This is a genomic window from Microbulbifer maximicatervae (SeqCode) (assembly GCF_052468155.1).
In genome coordinates this window covers 2,992,299-3,017,680 of the sequence record NZ_CP174335.1, presented here as the reverse complement: position 1 = coordinate 3,017,680, position 25,382 = coordinate 2,992,299, and the positions used below count along the sequence as shown (strand labels likewise).

At 42.6% G+C, this 25,382-nt stretch carries 20 protein-coding genes, 1 tRNA gene and 1 pseudogene; 15 read left to right on the top strand and 7 right to left on the bottom strand.

Features of this window, described 5'->3' with window-relative positions; translation table 11 throughout:
- Positions 1-115 precede the first annotated feature (115 nt).
- The 8 genes from ACJJIY_RS13080 to ACJJIY_RS13045 all read left to right on the top strand — a co-directional run bounded on the left by ACJJIY_RS13080 (position 116) and on the right by ACJJIY_RS13045 (position 8,120).
- Positions 116-973, top strand: a complete 858-nt coding sequence (locus tag ACJJIY_RS13080; RefSeq protein ID WP_445358049.1) for a potassium channel family protein — start codon at positions 116-118, stop codon at positions 971-973.
- Between the two features lie 693 nt (positions 974-1,666).
- Complete coding sequence (locus ACJJIY_RS13075; RefSeq protein WP_445358048.1) at positions 1,667-2,692, top strand: hypothetical protein; 1,026 nt, start codon at positions 1,667-1,669, stop codon at positions 2,690-2,692.
- A 190-nt stretch (positions 2,693-2,882) separates the two neighbouring features.
- Positions 2,883-2,959: transfer RNA gene (locus ACJJIY_RS13070), tRNA-Arg, on the top strand.
- A gap of 119 nt (positions 2,960-3,078) precedes the next feature.
- Positions 3,079-4,062, top strand: coding sequence for a right-handed parallel beta-helix repeat-containing protein (locus ACJJIY_RS13065; RefSeq protein ID WP_444897853.1), 984 nt, complete (start codon positions 3,079-3,081; stop codon positions 4,060-4,062).
- Between the two features lie 155 nt (positions 4,063-4,217).
- Positions 4,218-4,532 carry a hypothetical protein gene (locus ACJJIY_RS13060; protein WP_413662626.1) on the top strand — a complete coding sequence of 105 codons (315 nt, stop codon included), beginning with the start codon at positions 4,218-4,220 and terminating at the stop codon, positions 4,530-4,532.
- Positions 4,532-5,074, top strand: coding sequence for a hypothetical protein (locus tag ACJJIY_RS13055; protein ID WP_444907790.1), 543 nt, complete (start codon positions 4,532-4,534; stop codon positions 5,072-5,074). Before ACJJIY_RS13060 ends, ACJJIY_RS13055 begins: the two co-directional genes overlap by 1 nt.
- A 621-nt stretch (positions 5,075-5,695) precedes the next feature.
- Positions 5,696-6,856: a patatin-like phospholipase family protein gene (locus ACJJIY_RS13050; RefSeq protein ID WP_444897855.1), complete on the top strand. Its 1,161-nt coding sequence runs from the start codon at positions 5,696-5,698 to the stop codon at positions 6,854-6,856.
- Positions 6,857-7,472: 616 nt separating this feature from the next.
- Complete coding sequence (locus tag ACJJIY_RS13045; RefSeq protein ID WP_444897856.1) at positions 7,473-8,120, top strand: MOSC domain-containing protein; 648 nt, start codon at positions 7,473-7,475, stop codon at positions 8,118-8,120.
- Between the two features lie 401 nt (positions 8,121-8,521).
- On the opposite strand, the gene ACJJIY_RS13040 is transcribed toward ACJJIY_RS13045, so the two are convergent.
- The 3 genes from ACJJIY_RS13040 to ACJJIY_RS13030 form a co-directional block, all read right to left on the bottom strand.
- Entirely contained in the window at positions 8,522-10,006 is a 1,485-nt protein-coding gene (locus ACJJIY_RS13040; protein ID WP_444897857.1) for an APC family permease, read from the bottom strand.
- Positions 10,007-10,350: 344 nt separating this feature from the next.
- Complete coding sequence (locus ACJJIY_RS13035) at positions 10,351-10,584, bottom strand: hypothetical protein (RefSeq protein ID WP_444897858.1); 234 nt, start codon at positions 10,582-10,584, stop codon at positions 10,351-10,353.
- A gap of 161 nt (positions 10,585-10,745) precedes the next feature.
- On the bottom strand, positions 10,746-11,453 hold the full coding sequence (locus ACJJIY_RS13030) for an alpha/beta hydrolase (protein WP_444897859.1): 708 nt from the start codon (positions 11,451-11,453) through the stop codon (positions 10,746-10,748).
- Positions 11,454-11,622: 169 nt separating this feature from the next.
- Here ACJJIY_RS13030 and ACJJIY_RS13025 point away from each other — a divergent pair, with 169 nt between their 5' ends.
- The 5 genes from ACJJIY_RS13025 to ACJJIY_RS13005 all read left to right on the top strand — a co-directional run bounded on the left by ACJJIY_RS13025 (position 11,623) and on the right by ACJJIY_RS13005 (position 14,814).
- Positions 11,623-12,705, top strand: coding sequence for an alkene reductase (locus ACJJIY_RS13025; RefSeq protein ID WP_444897860.1), 1,083 nt, complete (start codon positions 11,623-11,625; stop codon positions 12,703-12,705).
- 12 nt (positions 12,706-12,717) lie between these two features.
- Positions 12,718-13,290, top strand: a complete 573-nt coding sequence (locus tag ACJJIY_RS13020; protein ID WP_444897861.1) for a TetR/AcrR family transcriptional regulator — start codon at positions 12,718-12,720, stop codon at positions 13,288-13,290.
- Positions 13,291-13,316: 26 nt separating this feature from the next.
- Positions 13,317-13,619 (top strand): YciI family protein, encoded by a 303-nt coding sequence (locus tag ACJJIY_RS13015; protein ID WP_444897862.1) that lies wholly within the window; start codon positions 13,317-13,319, stop codon positions 13,617-13,619.
- Between the two features lie 9 nt (positions 13,620-13,628).
- The gene (locus tag ACJJIY_RS13010) at positions 13,629-14,237 is read left to right on the top strand and encodes a DNA-3-methyladenine glycosylase I (RefSeq protein WP_445358047.1); all 609 of its coding nucleotides are present in this window, start codon (positions 13,629-13,631) and stop codon (positions 14,235-14,237) included.
- Between the two features lie 322 nt (positions 14,238-14,559).
- The gene (locus ACJJIY_RS13005) at positions 14,560-14,814 is read left to right on the top strand and encodes a hypothetical protein (protein WP_444897864.1); all 255 of its coding nucleotides are present in this window, start codon (positions 14,560-14,562) and stop codon (positions 14,812-14,814) included.
- A gap of 261 nt (positions 14,815-15,075) precedes the next feature.
- Here the strand turns inward: ACJJIY_RS13005 and ACJJIY_RS13000 are convergent, their stop codons facing one another.
- Together ACJJIY_RS13000 and ACJJIY_RS12995 are read right to left on the bottom strand one after the other, a co-directional pair.
- Positions 15,076-15,819 carry a substrate binding domain-containing protein gene (locus tag ACJJIY_RS13000; RefSeq protein ID WP_445359668.1) on the bottom strand — a complete coding sequence of 248 codons (744 nt, stop codon included), beginning with the start codon at positions 15,817-15,819 and terminating at the stop codon, positions 15,076-15,078.
- A 36-nt stretch (positions 15,820-15,855) separates the two neighbouring features.
- Positions 15,856-15,993: pseudogene (locus ACJJIY_RS12995) on the bottom strand (helix-turn-helix domain-containing protein); the annotation flags it as partial.
- Positions 15,994-16,093: 100 nt separating this feature from the next.
- On the opposite strand from ACJJIY_RS12995, the gene ACJJIY_RS12990 reads away from it, so the two are divergent.
- Together ACJJIY_RS12990 and ACJJIY_RS12985 are read left to right on the top strand one after the other, a co-directional pair.
- Positions 16,094-17,227, top strand: coding sequence for an NADH:flavin oxidoreductase (locus ACJJIY_RS12990; RefSeq protein WP_445358046.1), 1,134 nt, complete (start codon positions 16,094-16,096; stop codon positions 17,225-17,227).
- A gap of 938 nt (positions 17,228-18,165) precedes the next feature.
- Positions 18,166-19,743, top strand: coding sequence for a phytoene desaturase family protein (locus tag ACJJIY_RS12985; RefSeq protein ID WP_445358045.1), 1,578 nt, complete (start codon positions 18,166-18,168; stop codon positions 19,741-19,743).
- A 165-nt stretch (positions 19,744-19,908) separates the two neighbouring features.
- Here the strand turns inward: ACJJIY_RS12985 and ACJJIY_RS12980 are convergent, their stop codons facing one another.
- Both ACJJIY_RS12980 and ACJJIY_RS12975 read right to left on the bottom strand, forming a co-directional pair.
- Positions 19,909-21,735 carry a DUF885 domain-containing protein gene (locus tag ACJJIY_RS12980; protein ID WP_445358044.1) on the bottom strand — a complete coding sequence of 609 codons (1,827 nt, stop codon included), beginning with the start codon at positions 21,733-21,735 and terminating at the stop codon, positions 19,909-19,911.
- 1,582 nt (positions 21,736-23,317) lie between these two features.
- On the bottom strand, positions 23,318-24,286 hold the full coding sequence (locus ACJJIY_RS12975) for a DHH family phosphoesterase (protein ID WP_507021878.1): 969 nt from the start codon (positions 24,284-24,286) through the stop codon (positions 23,318-23,320).
- Between the last annotated feature and the right edge of the window lie 1,096 nt (positions 24,287-25,382).

The window sequence follows — 25,382 nt, the reverse complement described above, 5'->3', positions numbered from 1 at the left end:
CCAGATTGACTGATTGCAAGCAGCCCTCTTTTACACTTGCTGGCGGGATCATAATTACCCCAAAAGGAATGACGCAGGCATAAATTACATCGCTTATAGTTAATGAGCACAGAACATGACACGTTTCCTATCTTTTCTGACATGGAAAAAAATACTTGTCGGTTATTTTTCAGTAATCTTCATCTTTGCTGCAATATATAGTGAATGTGACTCCTGTATAAATGAAAAGCTCGACTTCACAAAAAGTATCTACTTCAGCATTGTAACAATAACAACTTTGGGCTATGGAGAAATTTACCCTGTCAATGAGCTCGGTTACCTACTAACCTCCATTGAAACACTGACGGGAATTGCAACATTTGGGCTACTATTGAATGAATTTACAAAATACCAATCAAACCGACAAGAAAAATTAAGACAAGAAAAATTAAGACAAGAAAAATTAAGACAAGAAAAATTAAGACAAGAAAAATTAAGACAAGAAAAAAGAGTCGAACAATTAAAAAATGCATACCACTATTTTCGAGTTCATATGGCCGACTTTTGTTCCGCGGCTATCAGCACCATAACCCACAAAGAACAAGCCCCAACATCCTATGACATGATGGGTTTTAGAGCATATTTGGAGAACAATAATAATAGAAATGCAAATATCCTTAAGGAAGCCCTTCCTCGAGACTACAAGTTCAGAGCAATGGTCATGACGGAATACAAAATATACGCCCGACAAATAGAATTGGCTTGCTCAACGATAAATCTCCACGATACAAGGCTATTGGACTTCTTCTATACCCATATAAGCCAGTCTGTCCGACTTGAAGCTGTGAGTGAAGCATCAGAGACCTTATCGGAAACTCTATTCAATCTAATCAATGACATTATGGCAGGAGTCGATGCAAATGGAGACAGGCGTGACCGAGACATATATATGGGTTATATCAACTCACTAGAATCGCACGTTAGCCAAGGCTAATAAACCGCCAAGAGGTTAAGGGCAAACTAGATCCAAGCCTTAATATTTATCTCAACCATAAGTCATCCTGTTCGGGGTATACAAGGGCCCCACCTAAATAACAGATACTGCCGGACATGCTATATCCAGCTTCCAAAGTTCCAATTCAAGTATTATTTATCAGTAGCAAGTAGCAATTTTTCGAATTGTACTACGATTTAAGTCGGGAGAGGTCTGCTTAATGGCCTTTCATCTTCGCTGACAATATCCACTACTTAAAACCTAAGATAATTTTTAATAGAAGATATTACTTGGAATTTAATGGGCACTAAAACCTGAACTTTCTTCCTAGTAATTTAACACTGAGTTCCTATGGCAACTTCAACTCAGATCACCAACACTTTCCCTGCACCGATTGACCTGATCAAGATGTCGCGAGAAGGATGGCTGCACCGGGGTTACCCAAAGGGCTTCCCGTGAGACGAGTGACAGAGCATAAATGGGGTCAAGTTGCGTGAAGTCTTTCGCCAGACGCCTCCTACAATTTGATAGCCTCCTTTGCAGTATTTGGCTACAACTGCCCTTAGCGCCACTCAAAACAGCCCCCAATTTTGACACTATCAACTTCCCCTTAGAGGGCAACATAACCAAGTATGCGCATCCTACTGATATCAATCCAACTACTATTTCCATTTACACCCTAGAGGTCGCACTATGAAAGCAAATTTTTTAGTTATGGCAGTTGCACTTACTACTTTCAGTGCACATCTACAGGCAAATAATAATACTTCCATTGTACAGCAGACCGGTACCGGCAACATGGCAATGACGGATCAATCCGACTCAAGCACTCAGAACAGCACCATTCTACAAGTGCAAAATGGCAACAATAATTTCTCTGAAGCAATCCAATTTGGAGCTACCCTTGATAGCTCCATCAGCCATACACAAATAGGCAACGCAAATACCACTCTAAACTTAGAGCAGGAAAATGCTGAATTATCCAGTATGACTATCCTACAGAATGGTGATGGAAACACACTGTCAAATTTTCAGATTGATTCTATTGGAACGACATTATCCCAGACACTTTTTGGGATCAATAATGGAACAGCCGGCACGCAAATTCGCTCTTCTAATGACACTGCCATCTCCTTACAACAAGGCGATTCTAATACTACCTTGCTCACCCAAATAGATAGCACCAATAATTTCATGAATATGACTCAGGATGGCACTAACAATGTCGGAGTATCTATACAGATTGAAAGCTCACTGGGTACCGTTCAAATTTTACAAATCGGAGATCAAAATGAGAGTGGAATATCTCACAGCTTAAGCATTTCTGATTTTGCCAGCTCTACACAATTTGGCACTGGAAATATATTCAGCCTTGGTCAGAGTGCAGGCGGTAATAATTTTGCTATTGGAGATCAAGTTGGTGAGCTAAATATCGTGTCAGCCAATCAATCCAACAGTTCCTTTAGCCAATTAAATATAAGCCAACAAGGCATGCAAAATTCACAAACACTGTTTCAGACAGGCTCACAAATTAACTCATGGACCACCCAAAGTGGCATGGAGAACTCTGTAATGTCGAATCAGAGCGGAATGAACCACACTTTAACATCCCTTCAAAACGGGACCCTGAACAGCCTCACAGCTAGCCAAAGTGGAACCTCACAACTTGCCAATGTGACCCAGCTGGGAACAAGCAATAGCGGAACGATCAGTCAGTAGTCGCCGCAAAGCCTCAAAAGCCTCTTATAACCTCAAGAAAGCCCTACCCACGGCTCCTGAGCCAAATCCCTTTGTGAGAAAACAGAAACAGACAAACAGGTTTTACGGTCACCAAACACCAAAAAAGTGCTTCATATGAAAAAAATGCTTGACTCTACCTACACCAATCTATATTGTGCGCCTCCTCGACGCGCTCGTAGCTCAGCTGGATAGAGTACCTGGCTACGAACCAGGCGGTCGGAGGTTCGAATCCTCCCGAGCGCGCCATTTTCAAGGGGCTTACGTTTTTTGACGTAAGCCCCTTTTTTATTGCGACAACCTCAACACCAAAACACAGCTAGGCTTTGGACTATGGAAACAAGGAGAAGTTTTCAGGGGTTAGCGCCATGGATATCACGACTCTGAATGTACTTAAGCAGCTAGGTTTGTTAGCCGCAGTCTTTACCCTATCTACGGCCGCACTGGCCATTGAATGCGGCGACACTATATCTGAGCCCACCACTCTATCTCAGGACCTGAATTGCGAGTTGAGTATCGCCAATCCTGTAGCACTCACCATTGTAGGCCCATCGGGGAGCCTGAATATGGCGGGGTTTGAGCTTAGCTGCGTATCGCTGGACCCAACCCAAACAGATTTCTACGCAATAGACCTCCAGGGCACCGCAGCATATCTCAGCAACGGCCAACTAACCAACTGCACCAATGGTGTCATCACCTCCAGCTCAGGCTTCCACTCCATCTCCAATATGGAAATAAATAGCGCTGTAAGAAATGCAATTTTACTATTCGGCAACGGCAATACCATCACCAACGTCGATATTACAGGTCCTGCTACTTCAACCATCTCTGATGGTATTGAGGTTTTTGGCGATTACAACACCATTAGTCGCAGTACGGTACTAGGAGGCGGAGACGAAGGCATTGAAATCCTGGGAGACTATAACAATATCTCCTTTACTACCGTTTCTGGGTTTAGCGAGGACGGCTTCGAGATTGACGGCAACTTCACATTTGTATCTAACAGCATCATTGAGAATAACGGTGAAGCTGGAATCCTGATAAACGGTAATTTCAACAACATAGCAAGTAACAATGTGGCGGATAATGGGCAGGTGGGCATTAATCTAAGTGGCGGCTCAAGCAATTCGATTGCAAGCAACACGGTATCCAATAATGGGCTCTCGGTACTACCAAGCAATGGCGGTATTATCGTTACCGACTCGAACAGCTTAAACAACCGGGTTACCGGGAATACCCTAAACGGCAATCAGCAATTTGACCTCGCAGATCCCTTTGACCCCGACTGCAATGAAAGAAATCTTTGGAGTGGAAACCAGTTCACTACTTCAGACCCCACATGCTTAGACTAACTGCCCAAAAGAGAAGTGGCTTGCGCTGCAAGGTCGGGCACCTCCAGCCTCACGAAGGCTATATCCGGGATTTAAACAGAAGCAAATAAGACTCAAGTACCAAAATTACTGTTCAAAGTTAAACCAAGTTGAATCAAGAGTCTCAATAGTTAAAAATGCATGAGGAGCTGTCAAAATCAGAAGTAAGGGACTACATGACTGATATCCTCAAAGATATACTTCAGTTCGTACAGAATGTGGGGCTTAAGAATGGCCTCTTTGTCATATTTTTCATCTTTGCTCATTACCTCCTCTTCTGGATGTACAGTGGGCGCCTGAAGGACCGACAAGTTGAAATTGACCGGCTTGCAGCAGATAATAAAGAATATAGGGACAGGTTTTTAAAGTTGATGGACAACGCCTTCTCTTATTCACCTCCCACTAGGAAAAACGCGCCCAAGAAGCCAATTAATGAAAAGGAGTTTGAGTAGTGCTCTATCTATTGCCGGCAATTGCTCTTGTCTTCATTTTCGCGAAAATGTATCAGCTTCTGGAAGTAAAGAAGCATGATCAACACTTATTTGAGTTTTGTCAGCTGCGGAGAGATACGATCAGCTATCTCTCCGATTCTTATACCGACCTATCAAGAAATGATTACATAGCCTTACGCAAGATCAATGATGCACTCAGCACCATCATTGCCGGTTATAAAGAGCACAGAACGGTTGTGTTTAATCTCAGGTTATTTTCAGAGTATGTCAATCAGCTAAAAGCCTTTGAGAAAAAGGCCGAGAAGATATCAACTAGCAATCCAGATATACAAGAGTTACTAAACAGAGTTCATCAGTCTATATTTAATGCCTTTCTGGCATTTACCCCCTACCTAAAATCAGAACTCGCGTTCAATGTAGTGATGAAATTGATCTCTCTGGGAGTAAATGCCGGGGCCAATTCATTCAGGGCACATTTGCTAAGCCTTAAAGAAGCCAAAACCCTGCTCAATACCTTTAAAAAGCATTCCTCCCCTTGCTGAGCCCCTCTTTTTCAGCCACCGAGAGCTTTTCAGCTATTTGCATGGCAAGCGCTATCAAGGGCAAATTTGATACCAGCCAGTACGCCAAACGCTGATATCAATCCTGCTGAGAGCCAGCCAATAAGGCTGGACTCTGTGGACACTCAAGATTCTATGCGTGAAAAGTAACTAAAGGCGGAATTTTCAGTCAAGCAAAAAGCACTGAAAAATTAAGGGGTTAATACAGAAATACACTTATTTTTTGGAATGTTTAATATCCCAAATTAGGACAGCACTCCATCCAGCATCAAACTATTGATGTTTAACTAAATAGTCATCTTCAGCTTATATTAAACCATTCGGTCATCGTCGATATATCGATAATTTCGAAAAAATCGATATACGAAATAATCATTACCAGAAAACTGAAAATAAGACGCACAGATCTATAAATCGCACTTTTTTCTCACCGAAAGCCCTTACAACCGAGAAAAAACTACGGACCGTTAAACCCATAAAAAGTAATATCATACGTTTTTTTCGCCCCCCTTCTTACCCGACAAAACCCGCTCTCTCCATTTAGTCAATATCAAAGATTCGGTGTCTATATCCTTGTGACGTAAATACCTTATAGGTGCAGAAATGGAACTCAGTTATATCCTTATTATATGTACAGTGATCATCGTGATATTCACTGCCTGCGCCTATCTGTACAACTATATCCTTACAGCAAGCGCAACATTTTATCGCTCTCCAGTGCAAGAGGATGAGACTGCGATACGCAATCATCTCAATGATAAAGATACGATCAACATACTTGTCATTGACGGTGGTGGTATCCGTGGACTCATACCACTATATGTCATTAAGCACTTGGAAAAAGCACTGGGGCAACCAGTTGACGAGCTTTTCGATGTGTTTAGTGGTGTCTCGACGGGCGCTGTCATTGTTACCGGGTTGAATGTCCGCTCATCTCACCTGGCTAAAAACTATGCCAATGTCGATTCAAAAACAGACTTGCTTATTAACTTATACAAGTCGAAAAGTAATTATCTGTTTTCAACCCCTTGGTATCATAAACTGCTTACAGCATCCGGTCTTTTTTCTCCAAAATATTTGGGTCGCCGCCTTCACAAAGTGATGGAGAAGCACTATACACCAGAGCTTAACTTCACCGATTTGAAAAATTATGTGATTATCCCCTCACTCAGTGTAAATACTGGTGAACTTCACCTCTTCAAAAACCGAGGAGGAGATACCAGTGAGCTTCCTACCAACAGCCTATATCAACTGGTCACAGCTGCAGTTAGTGGGGTTTCACTGTTTCCCCCAGTTGGCTTTATGGCTGACAGCAAAGAAGTGGGCCATAAATACTTTGCCGACGCAGGTATTTCTGCCAACAACCCTGCAAGTGTTGCGCTCCTGGATATCATCAAAGAGTTCCCTCACAAGAACTACTATGTGCTGATTCTTGGGTCCGGCACCTCCCCGCTAACCAGTTCGCAGGTGAAATATAAAGACCTGAAAAACTGGGGCATACTACAGTGGGCACGAGATGCTATCTCAAGTGTTCAAAGATCAATGGATGAGCAGCAATTGCACGCCCTGGAAATTGCTTCATTACTCTCCAACAATGTAAAGATCAAATATGACTATCTCAATGTAGAGGTAACTGAACCCCATGTCGGTCTATTTGAATATGACAATATCGATTCACTCAAGATTCACTCAGATCGACTCATTAAAAACAATAAACAGAAAATACAACAGGTAATTGACCAATTGGCCACTGCCAACGGATAAAAATCTCATCACAATGTAAGGCGGCAACTCAGCAAAACGGTTGCCGCCTAATCTAAGGACAGTGGCATTCACTCTATCAGAAAATACACGCTTAGCACCCGCCACCCTCTCACCCGCCACCCTCTCACCCACCACCCTCTCACCCGCCTGCCAGCAAACCAACCAACAAATATTTTACTGGTTTATCGCTAGTGACATTACTCTTCAGGAGCAAAATCAAACGGCGTTTAACCATGCCAAAGCTTCGCTATCTAATCACAATTCTAATTACACTGACTTCCTGCCTCTTTGTGAATGTAAGAGCTGGAGAACTTCATGATCGTGAGGCTCGAAACAGGTGTATAAAAACCTGTAAGAATAGCTACTATGACTGCATTAGAGATAATGAAAATCAAGACTGGTGCGTAGAGAAGAAGATCCACTGCGATAATATATGCTATGAGTACGAAGAAGATCGCTGGCGCTGGTATCGGGATAAATCTTCCAACCATTAACCAATAAACAGATATATGTAAGCCGTCCTATAGGACATTAAAGCAACATAGGATAGCTGTGCATTAAGCGTATATTTTGCTAAGATCCAGGTCCTGCATAAATTATCTACCAATAAGAAAATATGAAACTCCTCTCTATAAACGTATCCAAAAAAGTAGATTGCGAATACAGGGGTAAAACTGTAACAACGGGGATCTTCAAGAAGCCAGTCCAAGGAAAACTTTTTGTTGGAAAGAATAATTTGGAAGGAGATGAGCAGGCAGACTTAAAAAATCATGGCGGCAAAGATATGGCCATATATGCGTTTTCTAATGACCACTACCCTTACTGGGAAGACCTGTTAGGCAGAAAGAGCCTTAAGTATGGCGCATTTGGTGAGAATTTAACTGTAGAAGGGCTTCGAGAACAAAATATCTTTGTTGGAGACCAATTCCGCATAGGCAGTTGTATCCTTGAGGTAAGTCAACCCAGAATACCCTGCTTTAAGCTAAGCATGGCCCTAGATAATGACGCTGCAGCCAAGATTCTCACTAGTAGCTTTAATTGCGGTGTATATTTTAGGGTTATTAAGGAGGGGCATATTAAAGAAGGGGATTCGATTTGTAAGATAGCTGAAGCTCCAAACTCAATCGACATACGATCTATGTTCAGAGCTTTTTTTGATAAGCAATTTCCCGATACCAAGCAAGTACTCCAGGCTGCAAGTCAACTACAACCCTTATCCAAAGAGTGGAGAGAGAAAGCTGTAAGACGGCTCTCTAAGCTCTGACAATTGAGCAATTTATCACATCAGCCTACTAACTATGTTCCCTCCGAAAGTGAGCCTCCAGGAGGGCTGTGTAGTAAAAGTTAAAACCCGGCACTCCCCCGGACTTAAATGTGTTAACCGTAATTTTTTGGAGAAAAGTACTAACTTATTAAACAAACAAGAATTAATAGGCTTCCTCAAGTTGATATTACTGCGCGAGCTATGCTCGAACACCCCCTATTGCCATCTACCAATATATTTGCGGATAAAATGATAGCTATTATCAGGCATTCAATAACTTAAACTGACCCTGTCAGAATTGGCCTTGGCAAAAGGGTTCACTCATGTACTTGGATCCACCCAACACCCTGTAATCTTTTACTAATATCACAGACACCAACCATTTAAAACCATACATCAAGCTACAGCTTATTATATACCCTGCAAAATTTAACATAGGACTTCGAAGATATTAAAAAATAAAAAGCAACTGAAAAAACAATTACCGCCCAAGCATACTGAATAAAATATAAAATCCATAAATATATAATAAACGGCAGAACTAACACGGATAATTTCTTAACCCCAATACTGGCAATATGCAATGATGCATAAATACAAATAAGTACTGACAAAGAGGCGCACACCAACAAAAGGGATGATGAAGTTATGGTAATCATGAGCACCCCCAGTACAGCAAAAACAGCAGCTCCAAAGTATCTCGTGCCAGGTTCAAGTGCACCCATGCTAATGGGGGCGGCCATATATCCAACTATATGATAGCCAGATACGATCACCATAAGTGCTGCCCAGCTATCAGCATGAGCAAGTACAACTGCTGCTATCAACCAATTAGTAAGCATCGAGCGCCTTGATAAATTATGTACAGGATCTAAAACAGCTAACCATCGCGGCATTTGCCCTACAGAGGCCATTGCAAATAGAATTCTTGACGAGGCCCCCAAATAAGTATATCCAGATGCCGAGGGGCTTATCACACTGTCTGCGAGTAGTATCATTGCAAGAAAGTGCAAGCCAAGCAGTGTCGCCAAGTCCAAAAGCGGCGAGTCAAAATTAATCCCTTGCCAACCACCATTTTCCACCAGAAGATCGTTCGGCACTGAGGCCATAAAAGCATATTGCAATGCAAGATAAACAAGTGTCATTATTGTAATTGATAAAGTAACGGCCAAAGGAATATTACGCTTGGGATGTTTTATCTCACTGGCAAAGGCAACACTGATCTGAAAGCCATTAAACGAATATATTAGACCTGCCCCAATAACAGCGGAAAAAGCGCTTCCAAACCCAAACTCCTGATTAGAGTCAATTGAAAAATTTGACCCACTTGTATCACTACTAAATACAACTATAAGCAATACAACTATTGCAAAGGTGGGAGTAAATATCTTTAGAACAGTGACAACATTATTGATCTTGGCAAGAAACCGTATTCCGTAATAGTTAATCAGCAAATATACAAAAAGAATACTTAACGCGAGAACCTTCCCCCACGGAGTCAAGGTGTGATTGCCAATTAACAAAGAGGAATCTATAGCAGATGAGAGGTATTGGGTAGTTGCCTGCGCCTCGGTCGCAACAACCATTAATGTGCCAAACCAGTTAGCAAACGCAAATGGCATTCCAAGAATACTATTGTGCGACAATGCACTGGATTGAGCGAGGGCTCCCCGGACTGGGTAGAATGCAACGACACGGCTTAGGCACAAGCCAACCATCAAAACCAAAAGCGCCGCTAATATCCAGGCTCCAAAAGCCCAATTACCTGCATAGTTTGCCGTAAGCTGCGCACTAAACAACCAGCCCGAACCTATCATACAGGTGGCACTAAGCAGCGTAGCACTCAACAGAGAAACGCGTTTTTTTCCGCCTTTGGCACAACCCATATCGACCGTTTTCTATAGTGTTATGCAGGCGTCTTCTCTATATAATCTGATAGCTCCTGCTACTAGTATCTTTAGTTTAGCCAGCCCAGTTCATTTCAACCAAAAACAGTAAGTTATCTCTTTCTACTTCAGGTATAAGTCAAAATTAAAAATGGAGATATTGTATAGAAGCCTTTAAAGGCCTTATAGAAATTTGACATGAGCATCTACCCGCCTTTCCAAAAGCTTAGGGCTGTCTGCCGGGAGGCACGCTCAACGTATGCAGCAATGAAGATACAGAAAAGTTAACGCAACTATACAGAGGGCTGAAGGAAATCCCAGCGGTTGCACCTTTCAACATCAAGTTATTCTTTCAAGATTGACGTCATACGCCCCCGCATCCGCCAGAATTTTTCTGGCACATAGTTAGTCGCAAAAGATATAGAAGCCTTACATCCAGGAACAACTAAAAGGTAAGCCGTAGCCGCATCATCAGTCACGCCACCGTGATGCAGTACCAACCATGGCTTATCTTGCTCCCCTAGATTTATGCCACCCACCTGCAATCGAGGAAATATTTTTTCTTTTGATTTCTTCACTATGTAATTAGGCGTAGTCAACGCGAAACTTGGATTCAATAGATTAATTATTTTTTATATCGACACGTGCTTAAATTATACAGAGACATACTTGCCCCATCTCTCATTGGAGCATCCATAAGGGGTGCCCCATATAAGTTGCTAAAGTAGCGCAGCTATTGCTATATCGAGGCTATCAAAATTTGGGTAAGTTCTTTGGGCATATCTAGCATCACATCATGACCACAGGGAAGGTTTATCGTCTCCCAACCAAGTTCTCTCTGGGCTCTCTCAAAGAACGGCCTACCAATTCCTGGTGCCCAGCCCGACGCATAGATGTATCGGTGCCGAGCTACTTGCTTCCATAAGCCCTGTAGTTGAATCGGTTGCTCAAATGATCCCAGAGGATGGTCGACACAGCGCCGATCCACCCATGCCTGATCTTGAATGTTAACCCCGAAATCTATTGCAGGACTTGGCGCTACACGAAATCCATCACCCTGAGTTCTGGCAATATCCTGAAAACTCAACCCGACCTCTACAGGCAAAAGATCTAAGACGTTTTGCCCATCCTCTGGAACTAAGGCATCAAGATAGACAAGGGATCGTATATGCTGGTGCACCTTATCAGCCACACCGGTTATTACCACTCCACCATAACTGTGGCCACACAAGACAATATCCGTTAACTCTTCACATGCGATAACACCCAAAATGTCTTGTATATGCGTATCCAGGTTGATTGTGTCATCTAAAAGGTGCGCCCTTTCTCCGAGCCCCGTCATAGTTGGGCTATAAACCTCATGGCCGTACCGCCTAAGAAACGCTGATACCCGCTTCCAACACCAGCCTCCCTGCCAAGCACCGTGTACCAGAACAAATGTTGCCATATTGCACCCCCTATCAATCAAACCTACTGGGTGTACAAATTATCGCCCCCCTATCCTCGATCAGTATACGAATTGATAAATGGTTGACACCGCTAGGACGGGTGACCTAGCATAACAACCACTAGGTCAGGCGTCCTAGAGAAATAAAGCTGAGAAAAGGAAGTAAAACATGGCTAATTTATTCCAATCCTTCGATTTGGCAGGTCTTCAACTCTCAAACCGAGTGGTGATGGCACCAATGACTCGCAATCGAGCAGATGCACAAGGGGTAGTGACACCAATGATGGTGACGCATTATCAACAGCGGGCAAGCGCAGGCCTAATCATCACGGAATCCTCCCCTATATCTGCTCAAGGCATTGGATACCCATGCACACCGGGTATTTACACAACGGAGCAGGTCTCTGGCTGGAGGAAACTCACACAAGCAGTGCATCAAGCAGGTGGGAAAATTTTTATACAGCTGCAACACTGTGGGCGCATATCCCACCCCACATTGCAGCCAGATGGAGATACCCCCGTCAGCGCATCGGCAGTTAAACCAGTTGGACAAGCGGTTACCTATGAAGGAAAAAAAGACTTTGTACTTCCCAGGTCATTAGAGAGCAGTGAGATCCCCAAAATCGTAGAGCAATTTGGCTTTGCCGCACAAATGGCTAAAGAGGCAGGCTTTGACGGAGTTGAGATTCACGGTGCGAACGGTTATTTGATCGATCAGTTTCTACGGGATGGTACTAATCAGCGCGGTGATCTCTATGGCGGTAACATAAAGAACCGCATGCGGCTGCTAAATGAAGTGATTGACTCCGTAATGGCAGCGTGGCCTTTAAATAGTATTGGAGTGCGACTTACACCCGAAAATTGCTTTAATTCGATGTCCGATTCCGATCCGCAAAATCACTTTGAGTACCTATTGCAGCAACTAAGCTTCCGAAATATTGCCTACGTCCATATTTTAGAAGGTGATATGATGAAGAAAGAGCGAGATGTAAATTACCAGCTCTTGCGGGAACGCTTTAAAGGTGTGTATATCGCCAACAACGGCTATGACCTCGAGCGCGCCCAAACATCTTTGAAAGAAAATAAAGCTGACCTAATTGCTTTTGGGACACCCTTCCTAGCAAATCCCGATTTAGTCTACCGACTTAAGCAGGGTATGCCACTTAATCCAGCTGACCATTCAACTTTTTACGGCGGGGACGAAAAAGGCTATAATGACTATCCATTCGCTTCAGCCCAGATTAGAAAATAGTCCCCGATCAATATGGAAAAACTAGATACCCGTGAACGAATCATTGATGTTGCAGATGATTTATTCTACCAACAGGGATTTGAGCATACCTCTTTCAAAGATATTGCCAGCCTCTTAAATATTTCACGCGGGAATTTTTATCATCACTTTAAGACGAAGGATCAGATCTTATCCAGCGTAATAGAACGAAGATTACAAAAAACCCGAGTAATGCTCCAAGATTGGGAAAATCAAGGAAGCGCACCTGATCAGAGAATCAAGTGCTATATACGTATTGTTATTACCAATTGGGATAAAGTCAGAGATTTTGGTTGCCCCATTGGTACTCTCTCCAATGAACTAGCTAAGCTGAATCATATAAGCCGGGAGGACGCTAATAAAATATTCACTCTATTCAGAGAGTGGTTAAGAATGCAATTTACTCAGCTAAACCCCGATATTGATGCAGATAACTTATCATTGAAGGTTTTATCTTGGAGCCAAGGGGTGGCCACTATGGCAAACGCCTTTCAAGATAAGGGTTTTGTCGAGCATGAAGTTAAGAAGATGTGCTCTTGGGTTGATACGTTCCAAATGAAGGGATAGCCCTATTTATAAAGGAATTGAATTATATGTTTATTATCCTATTAAAATTTTCACAGAACAAAGCACAAGCTGCCCAGTATATGTCAGGTCATAAGGTGTGGCTGCAAAAAGGTTATGATGATGGTGTATTTCTAGCATCAGGAAACATAAAGCCCGGTATTGGTGGGGGGATTTTAGCGTTTAATACTACTTACGAAGAATTGTTGGAACGCATCAGTCAAGATCCTTTTATATCTGAAAATGTCGTTAGTAGCGAAGTCATAGAAATCGATGCATCCAAAACAAGTCCGCAACTTGAATTCTTACTAAATACTGAGACAGATGGTTAGGAAGCTGATATGCCTGCGCAACTTATACAAGGCCACGATGGTAAATATCGCTGTAGCTGGTGTTCTTCGGCACCGGATTTTCTAGAATATCATGACTCTGAATGGGGCTACCCAGTAGATGATGATTACCGTCTATTTGAAAAACTATGCCTGGAAGGTTTCCAGTCGGGACTGAGCTGGCGCACAGTCCTAGCCAAGAGAGAGAATTTTCGGAGGGCCTTCCATAAATTTGACTTTAACAAAGTAGCTCGTTTCAACCAATCAAATATTGAAAAACTTCTAAAAAATGAAGGGATAATTCGGCATCGGGGTAAAATCGAGGCTGTAGTTAGTAATGCCAAGTGCGCCAAAGAAATCGTTAAGAACGAAGGTTCGCTGGCATCATTTGTTTGGAGATACGAACCTAAGGAGGAAGCCCTTGCCACACCACAAAGCATGTCAACCTCAAAAGAGTCTATCTTACTTTCAAAAGACTTAAAAAAACTCGGTTGGAAATTTGTAGGCCCAACAACTGTATACGCTTTCATGCAAGCAATGGGACTAATTAACGATCATTTAGAGGGATGCGTCACAAGGACACAAATTGAACTTCACAGGCGGAAATTTATAAGGCCCTAACAATCAATAAGACAGCAAGAATGAGTAAACATACCACACTCAGCTGGAAATGTTCTTTGCACAACTTGTATCTACCCCCATTCACACTTTAATCATTTTTTGTTTTCGATCAGAAAATTTTACAAACTATCTGTATATCTATATAGATCTGGATTATGTATAAAGCAAAAAATCAGGGTTTAATTGTTACCACTTTAAAATAGATATTCGCCCCCTATCAGATTAAGTGACCTCCTTACTTTAAAAGATAAGCAAATGGAAAAACTCGTATCCTGTTAGGTGGGAAAGTATATCTCCAAGTAATTCCAAGAGATAAACTTAAATGGAAAATAACCTGGCACACTACGGTCTTGACTGGCTAGCTATATCCTTAAGCTTATATGCAGCCTACTTGCTTGGCAACAAGCAAAAAATTGGCTTTATTATTTTTGCAATTTCCAATGTTCTTTGGATAATTTTAGGAATATTCTTCATGTCAAGTTATGGTATGGCTATTGGCAACCTGGCCTTCTTCTTAATAAACGCAAGAGGTTTTAATCATTGGAACACTGAAAACGTGGAGAAAAAAGTAATATAATTAAACAACAAAGCATGGTCTAACTCATATATCTCACTTGTAATCATCATTTGATATTAACGTAACGATTTACACTTGAGTCTCAATCACGAAGCACATCAATGGGCCACTTAAGAAATACTGATGTGCTTCAACCTTGCAAGCAATTTTTACAGTAAAGCGACATGCCTCAGCCATCCATCTAAGAATCGCAACCTATTTTTATTATCTAACATTTGAGAAATCCTATAAATAGTTCTTGAAAACAGAAAAGTACAAAATTTATATGCTTAAGTCACCTGAACTTTCACTCAAATGACTATCTATAAAATTTGTCAGTAGCGTCAAGCGATAGGTGGGCCGCCTATTTCCAGGCCTCAATGAATAAAGGTTCAGCCTTTTCGTTTCAAAGCCTGTTAATATCGGGACCAGTCTTCCTTTATCAAGGTCATCAGCGATAATAAACTCAGGTATCAAGGCAATCCCCTTTCCCTCTAATAAAGCCGTATGGAGTAGTTTACTATTATTGGAAACGAGCCTAGGCTCCAGATAAACTTCTAGCAATTTATCCTTTTCCTTAAACTGCCACACTCTAGGCATGTCCGGCAAGGTATACACTAGACATGAATAATCACTCAGATCTTGAGGATTGCGCGGCTCGCCATATTGTTCTATATACTCGGGTGCGGCGCATGCAACTCTGCGATAACTGGTTATTTTTCGGCAAAGTAGTGAACTATCAACTAGCTCATTAGTGAGCCGTAATACGAGATCAAACTTCTCCTCTAACACATTGACATGATGATCCCCCATCTGGATATCGAGGCTAATATCTGGATAGCTATCCATAAATGCATTTAGGATGGGACCAAATTTGGATAGCCCCCAGGACATAGGCACGCTTACCCTCAGCTTCCCACTATGACTCTCACGGGATTCCGATAGATCATCTTCTAAAGCATCCCATTTGCTGAGCAAGTCAATAGCACGTGAATAACAACGCTCCCCAGCGTCGGTGACTTGCATGTGCCTAGTAGTGCGATGGAAAAGTGTAACCCCTAGCTGAGATTCCAATCGCTCTACCGACTTGGACACCCAAGCGGCAGAAACCCCCAGCCGTTTCCCCGCAGCGGTAAAACTCCCGCGCTCCACCACGGCACAGAATACTCTCAAGCTCTCTAACTGATTAATACCCGGCATATTCAATAAAAAGTTAAAAATGTAACGACAGAATGACTCATTTACATAACATTTTGTGAATTGTCAAAATGAGGAGACTTATTACAAGCACAAGTGATTTATGACTACTAAGTACCGTAATCTATTTAACGACACTAAGATTGGAAAGCTCTATATACCTAACAGACTAGCCGTAGCGCCGATGACACGGGTCAGTGCAGAGCCAGATGGCAGGGTGGGGCCATTAATGGGGGAGTATTACGAGAAATTTGCCAGTGGTGGATTTGGGCTGATTATCACAGAGGGGCTTTATACCGATAAACTTTTTAGTCAGGGCTGTAGAAATCAACCTGGCATGGCCAGCCTCAGCCACGCAGAGAGCTGGAAGCCAATTACCAATGATATCCATGCACTAGGAGCAAGGGTATTTGCCCAGTTAATGCATGCCGGAGCCCTCTCCCAGCACAACCCTTGCGCCAACAGAACTGCTGGCCCCTCTGATATTCGCCCATTGGGAATCCAGATGCCTTTCTACCATGGCGAAGGCCCCTACCCCATACCAGAGGCCATGACACAGCAGGACATCTCACAGGCTGTTGAAGGTTTTGCTAAGGCTGCCCACTTAGCCCAGCTTGCTGGCTTTGATGGCGTCGAAATCCACGGAGCTAATGGCTATCTTCTAGATCAATTTTTGACCGCCTACACTAATAAACGACAAGACTGCTTTGGCGGGTCACTTAATAACCGCTTACGTATCTACAAAGAAACCCTTAAAGCTGTAAGGAAAACAGTCGGGGATGGCTTTACGGTGGGTATTCGCTTCTCACAGAAGAAAGTCAACGATACCAACCACATCTGGGACGAAGGCGAATCTGGAGCTGCCAAAGTCTTCGAGTTAGTGAGACAATACGGCGCCGACTATATTCACACCACGGAGCCTGAAATAAGCGCTCCGGCCTTTGAAGGCACGGAATCACTCTCGCAGCTAGCGAAGAAGTACAGCGGTCTGCCAGTGATCGCCAATGGTGGCGTGACCGAGCCAGAGCAGGCAAGTCAGGTACTAGAGAGTAATCAAGCAGATATTATCTCGCTAGGTAAAACTGCCCTGGCCAATCAAGATTGGCCCTGCGCGGTTAAGAAAAACCGTTTGTTGAAGAAATTTAATTTTGGCATGCTCTCACCCCATGCAAACCTTGAGTGCGCACGCAGCTACTGTCAAGAGAACCCCTCCCTGTCGGTGAGTGATAAATCTTAGATCACCTAATATTGTTTACCTCACAGCCGCCAAATGATTAATTCCATCAAGTTTTTATAGGCAGTACTAAAAGATATACCTGTTCTGTATTGGGTTTATGATATGTAATTGGCGGCGTTTCTTTAGAACAAAATAAATCACTTATTCTCAGTTACTTTTTAGCAGCTTGAGGAAAGGATACCCTAGTACACTTAGGGGGAAAACTATGGGCGAATCATAATATCCATTGCCGCGCCCAATACAGTCTTTATCCGAGGTAAAAAAGGCTAATTTTCTAAATAGAAACCACATTCAGAATGTCACGAATCTACTAACAAAAATTCGAAATATAGCTTTATCATTCAACCATCACTAGACACAAATGATAGTACAGTCAATGAAACCCTGCTCTTTTTGAAGAAGGATGGCGCCGACTTGCATCATATTGCAACAGCTAGATTACTAAAAAATAATTAGGGCTTGAGTTAAACACTTGCACTGGATTAATTCTAAACCGCCTATTTAATCTAGGTGAAATCGTTGCTCCGATAGAGCATACTTAGAGAAATTAAATTTGGAAGAATTGATCCTCATCCCTTCAGTGCCTGTAAAAATTAAAACTGCTACTCATTATACTGGCACTTATTATTCACACCGACTACCGGTTTTTCATTTGATTTAACTCATTGATTAGACTTTACCTCTCAAAATAGTCACCCGATCCCAAAAGGATTAAAGTAAGATAGAGTATCTCTATTACTTACTACAGGCAGCACAAAGGAGCATCCCCATAGAGCTTAGGGCCAGTGTGCCAAAATAATTGGATCGCAAGTTATTTTAGCCTTAGACTAAAAATAAAAGAGATCAGTCTTTAGGAAAGGTATATTTGAGTCGCCCCTTTATTTTTTGATTTTTTTTGGCAACAATCTGTACAACCATAATCCAACTAGAGAATAATAATGAAGGATTTTTTAATTATCGGTGGTGGCCATAATGGCCTGGTCTGCGCCTGCTATTTGGCAAAAGCGGGAAAAGCTGTAACAATCCTAGAGCGCCGATCTATAGTCGGCGGCGCCGCGATTACAGAAGAATTTCACCCGGGCTTCCGGAACTCTGTAGCAAGCTACACCGTAAGTCTACTCAACCCGAAAATCATTGAGGAGCTGCACCTCCGTCAACATGGTCTGGATATAAAGTTACGGCCTCAATCTAATTTTTATCCACTTTCAGACAATGAAAGCCTTTCTTTCCATAAGAATTTTCTCGATACACAGGCTGAAGTTGCCCGCTTCTCGAAGAGGGATGCAGCCACGCTACCTGACTTTTATTCCATGCTCGAAAGCGTTGCAAACATACTGCGCGAAGAGCTACTGCGCACTCCCCCCAATGTGGGAGGCGGCCTTGTGGACATGGTTCGCGCTGGTGGATTTGGGCTTAGAGCAAAAAAGTTAAGCATGGCATTACGCCGAGATGCTCTGGACCTGTTCACTAAGAGCGCTACCAACGTACTCGATAGCTGGTTTGAGAACGACCATGTCAAAGCCGCGCTTGCCTTCGATTCTATTGTCGGCAACTATGCCGCCCCCAGTACTCCCGGCTCTGCCTATGTGTTACTACATCATGTATTTGGAGAAGTAAACGGCGAGAAAGGCGCCTGGGGTCATGCCATGGGCGGTATGGGTGCTATCACTCAGGCTATGTGTAAAGAAGCAGAGCACCTCGGGGTCACTATTCGCACAGACGCTGAAGTTAAAGAAGTGCTTATCGATGGTGATCGCGCTACCGGGGTACGACTAAGTAGCAGGGAGACCATTACTGCCAATAAAGTAATCGCTAATGTCGGCCCTAAACTACTCTATTCCCAGATGATTGACGAACAACACCTGGACCCAGAGTTCCACCGCCGTGTATGTGGTTTTAGAGTGGGGTCCGGCACCTTCCGTATGAATGTCGCACTGTCTGAACTGCCAGACTTTACATGCAAACCCGGTACTCACGTGCAACCACACCACAAGTCAGGAATCGTCATTGGCCCTACCATGGATTACCTGGAGCAGGCCTATATAGATGCGGTTCAATACGGCTGGTCAAAGCAACCCATAGTAGAGATATTGATCCCCTCCACCATCGATCCCTCCCTGGCCCCCGAGGGTCAACATGTCGCCAGCCTATTCTGCCAACAATTTGCTCCAGAACTGCCGGACGCTAAAAGCTGGGATGACTATCGCGAGCAAGCAGCACAAACCATTATCGATACTGTCACTAACCATGCCCCCAATTTCCGTGACTCCATCATCGCTCATCAAATTCACTCACCTCTAGATTTAGAACGCAAATTTGGCTTGATGGGGGGGGATATCTTCCATGGTGCCTTAGGATTGGACCAACTGTGGAGCAACCGGCCCTTCATGGGCTTTGCCGATTACCGCACGCCGATCCAAGGGCTGTACCTCTGTGGCTCCGGTAGCCACCCAGGAGGCGGCGTTACTGGAGTGCCTGGACATAACGCTGCGATGGAGATTCTAAGGGATAAATAAAAAATGACCCGCAGCAAGCAGGCCATTATCTGTTTGGGTTCAGTAGTGGGGTATGAGTCGAACTCAACCCCCTATTCAAGCGCTACAATGACCTTGATGATCTCTATTACAATTAACGCGAGCTCACTCTAAATAGCAAATAATACCGCTTGAAATGCCTCTTTATTAACTCTCATAGATTTTCTTAGTGGCAATCCAGTGATCAACTAGTTGCTCTAACACCATCAGTGGTACGGCACCATTAGTTAGTACCACATCATGGAATTCACGTATATCAAATTTATTCCCTAACTTTTGACGAGCACGTTCTCGCAACTCCAATATCTTCAACATACCAGTTTTGTAAGCTACAGCCTGACCCGGCATCACGAAGTAGCGCTCAACCTCAGTGGTGACTTCAGTTCTCGGAAAACCGGTCGTTTTCACCATATATTCAATCGCCTCTTCTCGACTCCAACGCTTGTGATGTATACCGGTATCTACCACTAAACGAACAGCACGAAGCATCTCATCTTGTAATCGCCCAAGATCATCATAGGGATCATCTTGAAAACCAATCTCCTTGGCTAGCCTCTCTGTATAAAGAGCCCAGCCATCCGCATAAGCTGTATTTGATACGGCTTTAAGAAAAGTTGGCAATCCCTCTAAATCTTTTGCAATTGCCTCTTGAAAATGGTGCCCTGGAATTGCCTCATGATAAGCCAAAGTTCGCATGGTAAATTTCTTTGTTTCATGAACATCGCGCAGGTTTACATAAAACACCCCTCCGCGAGACCCATCAATTGCCGGGGGCATATAGTATGCTTTAGGTGCGCCTTGTTCTTTGAACTCCGCAATTCGCTTAACTTCAACACCCGCAGTTGGCTTTATATTGAAATAATCGTCAATACCTGCGTTAATCTCATCGATAATCAATTGATAGTCTTTGATAATCTGCTCACGGCCCTTATCTGAATTTTCATAAAGAAACCGAGGATCATTATTTATTGCAGAGAAACGGGTATTAATGCTACCCGTATTAAGACCTACAGAAGCAAAGATCTGTTTCATTTCGTCTTCTATACGTTCCACTTCCATCAATCCTGTATGGTGCAATTCATCAGGAGTCAGATTTGTAGTGGTATGAATACGTGTTTGATATGCATAAAATTCATCACCTTCAGGAAGGGCCCAAACGCCATTATTCTCTGTAACTTTATATTGTAATTCTTGATAATAGGCGATCAAGCTTGCGTATGCAGGATAGACATCTGATTCAATTAATATTTTTCCTCTACCAAGAATGCGTGTACGTTCTTTGGCTGGCAGAGTTTCAAGGGTATCCAGTCGCCTTTCCAAAGAGGTATAGAGTATGTTTTCATGCACAGGAACGTTAATAAATCCTTGCATTTCGCTCAACACACGATCAATTACAAAACGTGGAGGCAAGATTTTCTTCTGCTCCCGAATTTTCAACCCATCCAATACTTGAGAAAACTTTCTATCTACTTCACTTAAGCGGGAGAGATAATAATCAGCTTCCTTGACATTATTAATTTGATGCAATTCAACGAGAAACTCCGGAAGAGCATTTTGCACACCAAACATTTGATTGAGAGGGTAATTATGATGCCTCCAGCGCTCTCCTTCTACAAGATTTTCCAGGTAGTACTCCAGAATATCGTAGAAAATTGCCTGCCGATCATCGAGGCTAGATCGATCATAGTTTCTTAAAGTAGATAGTTCATCCTTAACTATCTGTATCTCATGCAGCTCCATCTTTTCAGAAACATCATCAAGATGAGCATTATGGCCATCAATCCCAAATCGTTCTAGCATACGAAAAATTGAGAGTGTTTCCGGGCTGGTACTTTGGATTTTTATAAAGGCCCTTTCAAAATACACATTGATAGACCACGGTTTAAAATAAATCGCATTTACAGCAAAGACTGAAACTGCAACCATTCCAAGTAATAGCATCCCGCCAACCCACTTGGCTGTTGTTTTTATCATTATTAGATCCTCCTAAATTGTGCCGCTATTTTCACTACGCTCTTAAACAAAGCACAACCATTAGATCTAGATAATGCGCCAAACAAACCGAATAAAGCGACAAAATGCACATTGTAGATAGATCATGGTAGAACAATGGATTTAAGAGAGACTTGAAGCCTCAAATAGTTCAAGCCTTACCAAGTAGGATCTTCCACTGCGCTCTCGACTCCGGCTCCAGAAAACTATCATATCGCCAAGCCACTTCACTAATAAATCATTCCAGAATATTGGAGGAATAGAACCTGAGAACTATCGCGATTAATCCGAGAAAACCATTACTGGCACCACCACCAACTACTATTCTAATGTCCGTAATGCCATCATCGTCCAGCCCCCTGAATTTGGAACAAAGGTTTTGTTTGATCTACTGCGATACCTACCATAATACCTTGGGATTGCATTAACTGTGAAGTAACCGATTCTTTATTTAGGATTCAGGTTAGCGTATACAGTAGTAATACCTCCGTGTTTGTGACTCCGACAACTCCGAAAAGATTTTTTAGGGGCCTGTTTTGGCAGTTAAGATACCAAGAATCAAAGGTACCAATTCTGGAGCAGCATAAACTTTGACGAACCCAAACTCGTAATAGGGATAGGAAAATTGGTACACACAATATGAACAAGGAAATACAATTTAATGAACTTATCATATCTCCAGACTATCGCTGGGCTTTACCGCTTTATCCCCTACTAACAAACATAAACATACAAAAAGTACAGGGAAGGCATTTCTTTGGAGAGGAAGCCTAAAATATTCAAAGCCTTCCAATCTCACTCAACCCAGCATAAAACATTTAAAAATCTTGTTATCACGCCCACATTTGTACATCTTTAACAATGGAAACAACAATCAGATATCGCCTATATCAGATCTCATCTTTACCTCCATAAGATTTTTAGAAATATATGCCCAACAATCTAAAGGGGGAAATTATCCTGAGAAAATAAAACCTTCTAAAACTATAAATTACTTACTAATCATATAAATACTTCCACCCACTTTTACTTAAAAGCGAAGTGGCAAGAATCAATTACAACACATTCTAAATTGTCATAGAGGTAGTTATCATGAAACATTATCTCCCACACAATTGACTTTACCTTACCAAGGACAATCCTATAAGTACTCGAAATATTTGATGATCTCCAACCATTTCAATCAGAATCGTCGTTGACGATCGAGGTATCCTGGCGCCAGCGAAACTATCCGCACTCCATTTTTTACTTGTAGTAAACTCTCACACCTGGCATAAGCCAATTTTATTCCAGCTTTTCTGACATCTTCTCTTTCTTGATAATGATCCCGGCCGATTTTATCATCACCCAAGAATGAGCAACGCAGAAATAAAATATTTTTGGAGAACTCAATAAACAAATAAACCTTTCAATTTTCTAGAGCTCTTTGTATAGCAGGGCCAATTTGGCGCTTACGTGAGATCACCCCCTCGGCAATAACCATGTCATCCACCTCCTGATCTCCAAAAGCCGCAACAACAACATCTTTGTCTTGATCGTCACTCCAAAGGAGATAAGATCTATTTTAACGAGTGTCGACAATTGCAAAGATCAAGTGATCGATATTTTTTTCTTTCTTAATCTCTTCCATAGCGGACTTTAATTCATACCTCCAATTGATCAACTCCTGGGGTGTAAGTGTTTCAGCAACACCAATTCCGACTTTCTTTCCTCCAAACTCAAAATTCTTATAATCAAGTAAAATAATGTCCGTAGCTGAAAACCCACCCAGATCAGATTTTGCCAGCAACATATTCTCTGCAAATTTATTAACATCATCTATGCCTGCTCTATCGGCCAAATTTTGAACATAGGCTTTATCATATTCGGTAGTAGTCGGTGATGTCAGATTCACGGTATCAGAGAGGATTGCAGCCAATCCCATACATGCTAAATTCACTGGTAACTCAATACCAAGCATCTGTGCATGGTCAGCTAAAATTGTCGCAGTTGATCCCCAGGGTCTAACTTCTATATTGATCACATTTGGAATGTTGACTGGCGACCCACCAATTGCATGATGATCGATTATTGCCACGATTGAGTCTGGATCGATGCCGCCTGGTAGTTGAGTGCTTTGGTTGAAATCAACCAGTCCAACAGTCTTTCCTGAAAAATCCTCGATAATTTTTGGATCACTCGCATTACATCGCTCAACTGCAAAGCGAGTTTCCGGGTTAACTTTACTCGGAATACTTGGTTCACCTCCATAAATAAAGGCTGCGAGCAAGCTTCCGCTCACGGAATCCGTATCGGGAATTTTATGACCAATCCAAACCAAGTTCTGGCTGCTTTCTAGCTCCTTCTTTAAATAATTAACAGCGATACCGTTAGCGAGTTTAATTTGCCCTGCTGCTGAGGAACTGATTTCCTGTGCGCCTAATGCCCTGCCCATCAGCCCCAACAGTAAAAGTACAACTCCTATAAGCACGCCAGAGAAACTAACTGAAGGGTATTCATCTAATTTTTGCAAACCTGAAACCGGATATCTCATCAGCTCCCTCCACTGTCATTTGTCAAGAGAGCAATGAAAAGTATAATAAATTGCCGATCGCATAAGTAGCTTCCATCCATACCGAACTTTCATTCGCCTGAACATTAATCCGATCACAATACTGTTAGTCGCCCCCTCATGAATAGATAAGCAATTCGTAATATAGACAAGGGGCAAACACTTAGGGGATAAGTCTGATACATCTTAACTATACCCTTGCAATTTGTCGCATGCCGCAACATATATGTACATAACTTCAAAAGCCCCATTTCCTAACTCGCTTTATATTTGACACAAAGAATGCGATATTGGTACCCGTTGTCTATGGATATCCTCCCAACATAAAGTCTCAAGCGCCAATCTCATTAACAATCGAGTAAGATCTTATAGAGCACTGGACGTTTATCTGCATATGTTTAGCCAGAGGTTCTGCCGTGACGCGCCGAGATTTTTCTTGATGCAACACTTCCTTATAACTACCCGTCCTGCTGCGTGCTGTGTGGTTAAAAGCCGTATACACAAGTAATAGGAGTTTTATCATTGATACCACAGTCTAAGCTGTAGTGAACAATCACTACAATATCGTACTTTCTATCAACAAAGAGCCACCCCTTAAGAGGATAGATTGCAAAGTTATTCTTCATTGGCAGACACTAATTAAGACCTCAAAGCTGTCATAACGGCACCCTCAGCTACTATACATTGGCAAAACTACAAGAAGTTGTCGCCCTGAAAAGCGAACCTCTAATGGATATTATTTGACTTGCGTACTGCAAGTTGATCTGCTGTTTGTCAGCCAAGTGATCAGGCCGTATTTATCTTCCAGAAATAGGGCTGCATGTCTGAGAGCTGACCTCCAATCCCTAGGTAGTTTGCTATCTCCCCCAACGCCGGCCATATCTCAACCATAATTTTAAAATCGCAGACCGCTTGCTGGGTGGGATCATTGAGGGCAGTACCAAAGGTCTTTAGCCAGCTCAATGAGCGTGGGCATACAGGATAGCTAGCCGCCAGTACTTCCTCTCAGCAACTTCCTGCTAGTCTAGCCCTGCTCAATACATCCGACACCACAGCCCTTTACTTTTTATCCCAAAGC